Origin of the sequence: Streptomyces sp. NPDC056948 (assembly GCF_042674225.1) — a bacterium.
Lineage (GTDB): Bacteria > Actinomycetota > Actinomycetes > Streptomycetales > Streptomycetaceae > Streptomyces > Streptomyces purpurascens.
Window position 1 is genome coordinate 18,313 of sequence record NZ_JBHUQX010000079.1, and the last position, 9,249, is coordinate 27,561.

General features: G+C 73.4%; 8 protein-coding genes. 3 read left to right on the forward strand and 5 right to left on the reverse strand.

Annotation, left to right across the window (positions count from 1 at the left end):
* Positions 1 to 12 precede the first annotated feature (12 nt).
* Complete coding sequence (locus ACFTZL_RS13145) at positions 13 to 1,032, forward strand: ATP-binding cassette domain-containing protein (RefSeq protein ID WP_382581068.1); 1,020 nt, start codon at positions 13 to 15, stop codon at positions 1,030 to 1,032.
* A complete protein-coding gene (locus ACFTZL_RS13150; RefSeq protein WP_382499436.1) occupies positions 1,029 to 1,850 on the forward strand; it encodes an ABC transporter permease in 822 nt (273 codons plus the stop codon). The genes ACFTZL_RS13145 and ACFTZL_RS13150 overlap by 4 nt, the downstream gene beginning before the upstream one ends.
* Before the next feature lie 20 nt (positions 1,851 to 1,870).
* Here the strand turns inward: ACFTZL_RS13150 and ACFTZL_RS13155 are convergent, their stop codons facing one another.
* Together ACFTZL_RS13155 and ACFTZL_RS13160 are read right to left on the reverse strand one after the other, a co-directional pair.
* Entirely contained in the window at positions 1,871 to 5,152 is a 3,282-nt protein-coding gene (locus ACFTZL_RS13155) for a BTAD domain-containing putative transcriptional regulator (RefSeq protein ID WP_382581070.1), read from the reverse strand.
* Between the two features lie 627 nt (positions 5,153 to 5,779).
* A complete protein-coding gene (locus ACFTZL_RS13160) occupies positions 5,780 to 6,457 on the reverse strand; it encodes a DUF6578 domain-containing protein (RefSeq protein WP_382581072.1) in 678 nt (225 codons plus the stop codon).
* A gap of 105 nt (positions 6,458 to 6,562) precedes the next feature.
* Between ACFTZL_RS13160 and ACFTZL_RS13165 the strand changes: the two genes are divergently transcribed.
* Positions 6,563 to 7,363, forward strand: coding sequence for a site-2 protease family protein (locus ACFTZL_RS13165; protein WP_382581074.1), 801 nt, complete (start codon positions 6,563 to 6,565; stop codon positions 7,361 to 7,363).
* Here the strand turns inward: ACFTZL_RS13165 and ACFTZL_RS13170 are convergent.
* The 3 genes from ACFTZL_RS13170 to ACFTZL_RS13180 all read right to left on the reverse strand — a co-directional run.
* Positions 7,353 to 7,583: a hypothetical protein gene (locus tag ACFTZL_RS13170; protein WP_382581076.1), complete on the reverse strand. Its 231-nt coding sequence runs from the start codon at positions 7,581 to 7,583 to the stop codon at positions 7,353 to 7,355. The two genes, ACFTZL_RS13165 and ACFTZL_RS13170, sit on opposite strands and share 11 nt — an antisense overlap.
* 13 nt (positions 7,584 to 7,596) lie before the next feature.
* Positions 7,597 to 8,316, reverse strand: coding sequence for an NADPH-dependent F420 reductase (npdG, locus tag ACFTZL_RS13175; RefSeq protein WP_382581078.1), 720 nt, complete (start codon positions 8,314 to 8,316; stop codon positions 7,597 to 7,599).
* Positions 8,317 to 8,354: 38 nt separating this feature from the next.
* Positions 8,355 to 9,249: exo-alpha-sialidase (locus ACFTZL_RS13180; RefSeq protein WP_382581080.1), on the reverse strand; the 895-nt coding region annotated here is incomplete at its 5' end.

Consider the following 9,249-nt stretch of genomic DNA (forward strand, 5'->3'; position numbering starts at 1 on the left):
AACGTCTGTCTCATGACGCGAATCGACACACAAGCCGGCGGCGCCGCGGTCACCGTGCGGGGGCTGGTGAAGCACTACGGCGAGACCAAGGCACTGGACGGGGTCGACCTGGACGTGCGGGAAGGCACCGTCATGGGGGTGCTCGGCCCGAACGGGGCCGGGAAGACGACCCTGGTGCGGATCCTGTCCACGCTGCTCGCTCCCGACACGGGCCGGGCCACGGTCGTCGGCTACGACGTCGTACGGCAGCCCCGGCAACTGCGCCGGGTCATCGGGCTCACCGGGCAGTACGCCTCGGTGGACGAGAAGCTCTCGGGCTGGGAGAACCTGTACATGATCGGGCGGCTGCTCGATCTGCCGCGCAAGAACGCCCGGGCCCGGGCCGACGAACTGCTGGAGCGCTTCTCGCTCACCGAGGCCGCCAAGCGGGCCGCGGCGACGTACTCCGGAGGCATGCGGCGGCGGCTGGACCTGGCCGCGTCGATGATCGGCCGGCCGGCCGTGCTGTTCCTGGACGAGCCGACCACCGGGCTCGACCCGCGCACCCGCAACGAGGTGTGGGACGAGGTCAAGCGCATGGTCGGCGACGGCGTCACCGTGCTGCTCACCACCCAGTACATGGAGGAGGCCGAGCAGCTCGCCACCGAGCTGACGGTCGTGGACCGCGGGCAGGTCATCGCGGGCGGTGCCATCGAGGAGCTGAAGGCGAAGGTCGGCGGCCGTGCGCTGCGGATACGCCCGGCCGATCCGGAGCATCTGCGGCCGCTCGCCGCCGCGCTGGACGAGCTGGGGATCACCGGGCTCGCCACCACGACCGTGGACACCGACCGGGGCGACGTCCTCGTGCCGATCCTCAGCGACGAGCAGCTGACCGCCGTGGTCGGCGCGGTCACCTCGCGCGGCATCACGCTCTCCGCCATCACCACCGAACTGCCCAGCCTGGACGAGGTGTTCCTGTCCCTCACCGGCCACCGGGCCAGTGCCCCGCAGGACACCGTGCCCGCCGACGACCGTCAGGAGGTCGCCGTATGAGCGCCGCCACCGCACCCCTCCACGAAGGCGAGGCGGACGCCCGGATCTCGCCGCGCGCGCACCTGCGCCACACGGGGGCCCTGGTACGCCGCAATCTGCTGTGGATCCGCAAGGACCCGGAGTCGATGGCCGACGCGCTGCTGATGCCGGTCATCTTCACCCTGCTGTTCGTGTTCGTGTTCGGCGGCTCGATCGGGCAGGCGCTGGGCGGCGGGCAGGACCAGTATGTGCAGTACGTGATCCCCGGCATGATCGCGATGATGAGCATGACGCTGTCCCAGGGCGTCGGCACCGGCTTCAGCCAGGACTTCAACTCCGGTGTCATGGACCGCTTCCGGTCCCTGCCGATCGGGCGGGGCTCGGTGCTCTTCGCGAAGATCTCGGTGGAGCTGCTGCGGATGCTGTTCGCGACCGCCGTGCTGATGATCGTCGCCGTCGCGGTCGGGTTCGAGATCACCAACTGGCTGGGTCTGTTCGCGACCGTGGCGCTGTCCACCGCGTTCGCCTCGTCGATCATGTGGGTGTTCCTCACCCTGGGCGTGATCATGAAGAACGCGCAGTCCGTGCAGGCGATGGGTTTCCTGGTGCTGTTCCCGCTGCAGTTCGGCTCGTCGATCTTCGCGCCGACGACCTCGATGCCGGGCTGGCTGCAGGCCTTCACCGACTACAACCCGCTGTCCACGCTGGCGGACGCCGCGCGCGGTCTGATGGTCGGCGGGCCGGTCGCGCACGATCTGTGGGTGACGCTCGGCTGGTCGGTGGCGATCACGGCGGTGATGGCTCCGATCGCGATCCACAAGTTCCGCACGAAGAGCTGAGCGGACGGTCCCGGCTCGCGTCAGACGAGGGCGGTGGCCTCCTCGGGGGAGAGGCCGCCGCCTTCCGCGTACGCGGTCTCGTACGCCCGGTCGCCGAGCACGGCCCGGGCCCGCCGTTCCGCCTGCTCGCGGGTCTCGCGCTCCTGTCGGGCGGCGACATGGCCCGGCGGCAGGAGGCCGTCGGCGGCGCCCAGGCAGCGGGCCGCGTCACGGGCGCGGCGCCCGCCGTCGAGGCCGGCCAGGGCTCCGGCCCCGATGGTCAGGTACACCGCCCGCATATGGGGGGCGATGACCTGCGAGCGCGGGTCGGCGGCGCGCTCCAGCGCCTTGCGGATGAGGTCCAGGCACTCCGCGTGACGCCCCTCCACGGCGTCCAGCCAGGCCTCGGCCCCGAGGATGAACGCGTCGAAGACGATGAAGTGGGCGATACGGAAGTCCTGGCGCAGCCGCCGCAGTTGCTCGCGCGCCTCGGGCACACGGCTCGTCAGGCCCAGCCGGACGGCCAGGAAGAGGCGGGCGGCGGGCATGGCCTCGCTGTGCGAGTCCCCGCGCTCGGCGATCACCTCGCGCAGCATCCGCTCGCCGCGCTCGGCCTCGCCGGCCTCCATCAGCGCGTTGCCGAGCCGGGCGGTGAGCACGGCCGTCTGACCGTGAGCGCCGAGGTGTTCCGCGTGCGCGATGGCCGCCTCGTAGTCGGCGGCGGCCAGGGCGTAGGCGCCCCTGCGTTCGTGGGTCTCGGCGCGGGCGGAGAGGGCCTCCGCGGTGCCCCAGGCGTCGCCGAGGCTCCGGTAGATCTCCAGCGACTCGTCGGCGTCCCGGGCGGCGTCGCCCGCCCAGTCGGTGCGGTTGGCGAGGAAGTTGGCCCGCATCTGGAGACCTGAGGCCAGCTCCCACTCGAAGCCGGGGGTCTCCCGGCAGGTGCGGATGGACGCTTCCATGACGACGCGCAGCCGGTCCATGTCGCCGGTCAGCATCACGGCGAAGAACCAGAGCAGGCCGGGGAGCCGGCAGGTCTGCGGGAGGCCGGGCTCATAGGTCTCGGCGATGATCTGCAGCTTCCGCTGGGCCCGCGGGGTCTGCCAGGCGTCCAGTTCGGTGTCCATGCAGGCGAGATGGGCCAGGTGGATTCCACGCCGGGCCTCCTGGAGGACCTCGCCGGTCATCGGGGGCGGGGCGTCGGTGCAGCGTTGCCAGACCGGGGCGGCGCGGCGGACGGGCTCGGTGAAGGGGTCGGGGCCGAGGGCCATGACCTCGCGGCACCAGGTGCGGGCATCGATGCGCAGGTCACGCATCTGCCAGTACCAGACGAGGGACAGTGCCAGGCAGAGCGCCTCCTGCTCGTCGCGCAGGGCGACGGCGTGGCGCAGGGCGGTGCGCAGGTTCTCGTACTCCCGCTCCAGCCGGTGGATGGCGGCGAGCTGGCCGGGTCCGTGCAGCAACGGGTCGGTGGCGCGGGCGAGTTCACGGAAGTACGTCAGATGGGCGCGCTCGGCCTCGGCGCGCTGTCCGGCCTCGTCCAGCCGCTCGGCGGCGTACTCGGCGACGGTCTCCAGCAGCCGGTAGCGCATCTCGCCGTCGGCCGACTCGCGGGGCGGGGCGGCCACGACCAGGGACCGGTCGACGAGCGAGCCGAGCGCCTCCAGGGCGACCGGCCCGCACACCGCCTCGGCGGCGGGGAGGTCGCAGCCGCCCGCGAACACCGACAGCCGCCGCAGCACGTCCCGTTCGTCCTCGTCGAGGAGGTCCCAGGACCAGTCGACGACGGCTCTGAGGGTCTGCTGGCGGGGCAGCACGGTGCGGCTGCCGGAGGTGAGGAGGCGGAAGCGGTCGTCGAGCCGGTCGGCGATCTGGCGGGGCGTGAGCATCCGCAGCCGGGCGGCGGCGAGTTCGATGGCCAGGGGCAGGCCGTCGAGACGCCGGCAGATCTCGGCGCACGCCTCGGGGTCGTCCTGGACGCGGAAGCCGGGCCGGGCCACCGCGCCCCGGTCGGCGAGCAGCCGCAGCGCGACCGGCTCGGGCAGCGGCTCCACGGGCCGCAGCAACTCCCCAGGCACGCCCAGGGGTTCACGGCTGGTGGCGAGAACGGTGAGTCCCGGGCAGCGCTCCAGCAACCCCTCGGCGAGCCGGGCGGCGGCGTCGGCGACGTGCTCGCAGTTGTCGAGGATCAGCAGCATGCCGGGGCGGGAGCAGTGCTCGGCGAGCCGCTCGACGGGGTCGTCGAGCCGGTCGGCCACGGCGGCCCTGATGCCCTCGGCGCCGGCGCCGTACAGCACGGTCTCGCGGGCGCCGACGGCCGTGAGCACGGCTTCCGGGACGGCGGCGGGGTCGTCGACCGGGGCGAGTTCGGCCAGCCAGACGCCGCCGGACATGGTGGGCCGTACGGTCTCGGCGGCCTCCTGCGACAGCCGTGTCTTGCCGGCCCCGCCGGGCCCGAGCAGCGTGACCAGCCGGGCGGTGGCGAGATCGCCGCGGATGGTCTCGATGTCGCTCTCACGGCCGATGAAGGAGGTGAGCCGGGCCCGCAGGTTGCCGACGGGCTGGGGCTCGGCGGCGGGCGCGGCTACGGGCCTGTCCCCCAGGCTCAGCAACTCCGCGTGCAGGGACCGCAGTTCCGGCCCCGGGTCGGCTCCCAGCCGGTCGGCGAGGAGCCGCCGGACCTCCTCGTAGGCGTCCAGGGCCTCCGCCGTGCGGCCCGCGTCGCGCAGGGCGCGCAGGCGCAGGGTCTGGAGGGGTTCGTCCAGGGGGTGGCTGTCGCACAGGGCGGTCAGCTCCGGCAGGGACTGCTCGGACTGGCCGAGGGCGAGGGCGGCGGTGTGGCGGGCGCGCAGGACGTCCAGGCGGCGGGTGTCCCGGCGGGCCGCCTCGGCGGTGCGGTCGGGGAGGTCGGCGAGGGCCGGGCCGCGCCACAGGGCGAGGGCGTCGTCGAGGATCACGGCGGCCTTGGCCGGGTCGTCATCAGCCAGGGCCCGCAGCCCCTCACCGGCCAGCCGCTCGAACCGGTGCAGATCGACGTCGTCGGGCGCGGCCGTGAGCCGGTACCCGCCCTCGACGGAGGCGACCGCGTCCGCCCCGAGCGCCCGCCGCAACCGCCCGACCAGCGCCTGCAGCGCCGCCGGGCCGTCGGCGGGCGGCGTACCGTCCCACACCTCGTCGACGAGCAGCCCCACGGGCACGGTACGGCCGGCCCGCAGAGCGAGCACGGTCAGCAGCGCACGCAACCGCGCCCCGCCCACCGAAACGACCGTGCCGTCGGTGCGGAGCGCCTGCGTGGTGCCGAGGATGCGGTAGCGCACGGGGTCCATTGTCTCCGGTGGTACGAGCACGGGTCACGACGTTCGACGGCGCGGCGGGCGGGCAGGGTGTGGCCGGGGCCGGGTTGGCCCGGGGGCCGGGTTGGCCCGGGGGCCGGGTTGGCCGGGTGGCCGGGACGCTGTGGCTGGGTGGCCGGGGGCCGGGTTGGCCGGGTGGCCAGGTCCGGGTGGCCAGGGCCGGGCTGGCCGGGTGGCCAGGTCCGGGTGGCCAGGCCCGGGCTGGCCGGGCGGCCGGACGCTGTGGCGGGGATGGGGTGGCCGGTCCGAGGCCGATTTCGGCCGCCGAGCTGGGTGGCCGGGTCCGGGTAGCCAGTTCGAAGGCGCGGCGGGCGGGCAGGGTGTGGCCGGGGCCGGGTTGGCCCGGGGGCCGGGTTGGCCAGGTGGCCGGGACGCTGTGGCTGGGCGGCCAGGTCCGGGCTGGCCGGGCGGCCGGACGCTGTGGCTGGGATGGGGTGGCCGGGTCGCCGGTCCGAGGCCGATTCGGCCGCCGAGCTGGGTGGCCGGGTCCGGGTAGCCGGGTGACCAGGCCCGGTGGCCGCGCCGAGGCCGGCTGGTCGCCGGGCCGGGGTGGCCGCACGTGCGAGGTGGCAACGGCCGGCCGGGGCGCCGCGGCGTCGCTCAGGCACGATGACGAGGCCGCCCGGCCCTCGAGTGCCGGGGCGGGGCGACCGTGCTCAGGGACTCCAGCAAGGCCGTCAGGGCCTCCGCCGGGATGCCCTCCGTCTCCGCCCCGGGCTCGGCGCCCTGCTGGGGCAGGCCCAGGGCCTCGCGGACGGCGTGCGAGAGCCAGGAGTCCGTGCCGGGTACCTCCAGGGTCACCACCACCCCCGACTCCCTCCGCCGGCGCCCCTGCTCCGCGGCATCGTCTGCGAACCACTTCGGGCACTGGTCGACCGCCCTCAGACTCCGCTCCCCCGGGACGGGTTCCCAGGAGCGCGAGCCGGGTGGCGTCTCGGCGTAGCCCTGGGTGAGCACCTGCACGGCCCGTACCCGCCCGGTGGCCTGGGGCCAGGACGCGCCGTGCCGCTCGACGGAGAGCAGCCCGACCGACCGGATCCAACCCCCGGGCTCCCCGCCCAGTGCCACCGTGAGGCCCGTCTCCTCCCGCACCACCCGGACGCCTCCCACGTGCTCCACCGGCCCGGCGACCTTGGTGAGCTGGTCGTGCCAGCCGCCGCCGTACACGTCGTCCGCGTCCAGGAGCAGCAGGGGCCAGCTCACCTCGTCCCCCACCGAGAACGGCGTGCCGCAGCACTCCATCTGCCAGTCCGCGTACAACACGTGCCAGAGCCCCATGCCCCCACCCTCTCCGGAACCGACCGACCCGCGCGAGACGTTTTCCCCGTGCGCCCGGTACGGTCGGGCAGTCCCATCGCGTGTCCGAAGAGTGCAGGGAGCCCCATGACCACCGCCACCAGCCGCCACAGCGAGCGGCGGATCAGTCCCGTGTTCGTCGGGATCATGGCCGTGACGGCGGTCACGGGATGGGCGACCTGGACCGGTTTCGCGGAGCAGCCCGGCGTCGCCGTGTTCCTCTTCGTGACGGCGGCCTGGATCGTCTCCCTGTGTCTGCACGAGTACGCGCACGCGCGCACCGCCCTGCACAGCGGCGACATCTCGGTCGGCGCGAAGGGCTATCTCACGCTGAACCCGCTGAAGTACACGCACGCGCTGCTGAGCATCGTGCTCCCGGTGATCTTCGTGATCATGGGCGGGATCGGCCTGCCCGGCGGCGCGGTCTTCATCGAGCGGGGACGGATCCAGGGACGCTGGCGGCACAGTCTGATCTCGGCCGCGGGTCCGCTGACGAACGTGCTGTTCGCGATCGTGTGCACGGCCCCGTTCTGGCTGGACGCCCTGGACGGCGTGCCGAGCGACTTCCGGCTCGCCCTGGCCTTCCTCGCCCTGCTCCAGGTGACGGCCGCGCTGCTGAACTTCCTGCCGGTGCCGGGCCTGGACGGCTACGGCGTGATCGAGCCGTGGCTGTCGTACAAGATCCGGCGCCAGGTGGAGCCGTTCGCGCCGTTCGGCCTGCTGTTCGTGTTCGCGCTGCTGTGGCTGCCCGCGGTGAACGGCGTGTTCTTCGACGTGATCGACACGATCCTGAAGTCCCTGGGGATCAGCGACTTCGAGACGTACTGCGGTCAGGAGCTGTACCGCTTCTGGCAGGGCGGCAACGAGTTCTGCTCGGTCAGCCCGTGACCGACTTCTGCGCCTTGGCGCGCTTGAGGTAGTACCAGGCCATGTTGGACGACAGCCCGGCGAGCAGTACCCAGACGATCCCCAGCCAGCTGCCCTGGACGAAGGAGACCACGGCCGCCGCCACGGAGAGGACGCAGACAATCAGGGCGTAAACGGCAAGGCGGGGCATTTCGGTGGACTCCTGTCGGGGGACACTGCTACGACGACCAGTGTCCCCCATCCACCTCACCGGCTCACACGTCGGTGACGCGGAGCCCGGCGTGTGCCTTGTAGCGGCGGTTCACGGAGATCAGGTTCGCCACCAGCGACTCCACCTGGTGGGCGTTGCGCAGCCGCCCCGCGAAGATGCCGCGCATACCGGGGATACGGCCGGCCAGCGCCTGGACGATCTCGACGTCGGCGCGGACCTCGCCGAGCACCATCACGTCGGTGTCGATCTCGTCGATCTCCGGGTCCTCGAGCAGCACGGCCGACAGGTGGTGGAAGGCGGCCGTGACGCGGGAGTCCGGCAGCAGGGCGGCGGCCTGCTCGGCGGCGCTGCCCTCCTCGGGCTTGAGCGCGTAGGCGCCCTTCTTGTCGAAGCCGAGCGGGTTGACGCAGTCGACGACGAGCTTGCCGGCCAGTTCCTCGCGCAGGGATTCGAGGGTCTTGCCATGTCCGTCCCACGGCACGGCGACGATCACGATGTCGCTGCGCCGCGCGGTCTCGGCGTTGTCGGCTCCCTCGACGCCGTACCCGAGTTCCCCGGCCGCCGCCTGGGCGCGCTCGGCGGCCCGCGAGCCGATGATCACCTTCTGGCCGGCCCGGGCGAGCCGGTAGGCGAGGCCCTTGCCCTGGGGCCCGGTCCCGCCGAGCACACCGACGACGAGTCCGGAGACGTCGGGCAGGTCCCAGGGGTCCTTGGCGGGGGCCTTCTGGGCGTTGTCGGTGGCGGCACTGTCGGTAGAGGTCATGGCCCTGACTCTACGTCCGCGCCGGTGCCCCCGACGGTTCAGGTCAGCTCGGTCACGGGCACCCGCCGGAAGGTGATCGTCTCGTAGGCGCCGAAGTCGCCGGTCTCGTACAACAGCCCCACGGTGTCCGGGTCGACGCGGACCAGATCGGAGTACGCGGCGGGCAGGCCGTCCACCGTGAACGCCGGGCGCCAGGTGGTGCCGCCGTCGGCGGAGGCACGGATGGTCATCAGGGCACGGAAGCCCGGGTCGGCGGGGCCGGAGTAGAGAAGCAGGTCCGGGTCGCGGAGCTGGAGAAGGGCGGCCTGGCAGACGGGAGCGGCGAGGCCGGCCTGCGGACGGAAGCGTTTCACCAGGCTCTGCCCGCCGTCCGTGGAGTGGGCGTCGGCGCGGGTGCCGGGTGAGGTGGAGTCGTTGCGGGCGTTGAAGTAGACGCGGCCGTCGAGGAGTTCGGCGGCGGTGGTCTCGTTGACGTTGATGTAGCCGTCGGTGTCGTCGTCGACGTACCCGATGCGCCACGTCGCGCCCCGGTCGTCGCTGAGCAGGCAGTGGCCGCCGTTGTACTTGCCCTCGGTGCCGTTGTCGGTGCCGGTGGGCGGCAGGGAGTGGTTGGCGGGAACGACGATCCGGCCGGTGCTCAGCCGGATCGCGTGGCCGGGGGTGGTGGCGTACCAGCGCCACTGGGGCTTCTTGGTCTCCTGGGTGATCTCCTTCGGCGCCGACCAGGTGAGGCCCTCGTCGTCGCTGTGCCGCACCCAGACGCGGCGCCCGTCCGCCGCGCTCACCTTGCCGCGCCGGATGGCGTCCTCGGTGGCGAGGGCCGCGTTGCGCACGTGCACGAGCAGGACGCGGCCGGTGTCGAGGACGACGGGGGCCGGGTTGCCGGCGAGGGCGTCGCCGTTCTCAGCGGCGACCTGGAGCGGGCCCCAGGTG

Coding starts and splice junctions, on each gene's coding strand:
- ACFTZL_RS13145 (WP_382581068.1), top strand. CDS start 13: ATGACGCGAATCGACACACAAGCCGGCGGCGCCGCGGTCACCGTGCGG.
- ACFTZL_RS13150 (WP_382499436.1), top strand. CDS start 1,029: ATGAGCGCCGCCACCGCACCCCTCCACGAAGGCGAGGCGGACGCCCGG.
- ACFTZL_RS13155 (WP_382581070.1), bottom strand. CDS start 5,152: ATGGACCCCGTGCGCTACCGCATCCTCGGCACCACGCAGGCGCTCCGC.
- ACFTZL_RS13160 (WP_382581072.1), bottom strand. CDS start 6,457: ATGGGGCTCTGGCACGTGTTGTACGCGGACTGGCAGATGGAGTGCTGC.
- ACFTZL_RS13165 (WP_382581074.1), top strand. CDS start 6,563: ATGACCACCGCCACCAGCCGCCACAGCGAGCGGCGGATCAGTCCCGTG.
- ACFTZL_RS13170 (WP_382581076.1), bottom strand. CDS start 7,583: ATGGGGGACACTGGTCGTCGTAGCAGTGTCCCCCGACAGGAGTCCACC.
- npdG (WP_382581078.1), bottom strand. CDS start 8,316: ATGACCTCTACCGACAGTGCCGCCACCGACAACGCCCAGAAGGCCCCC.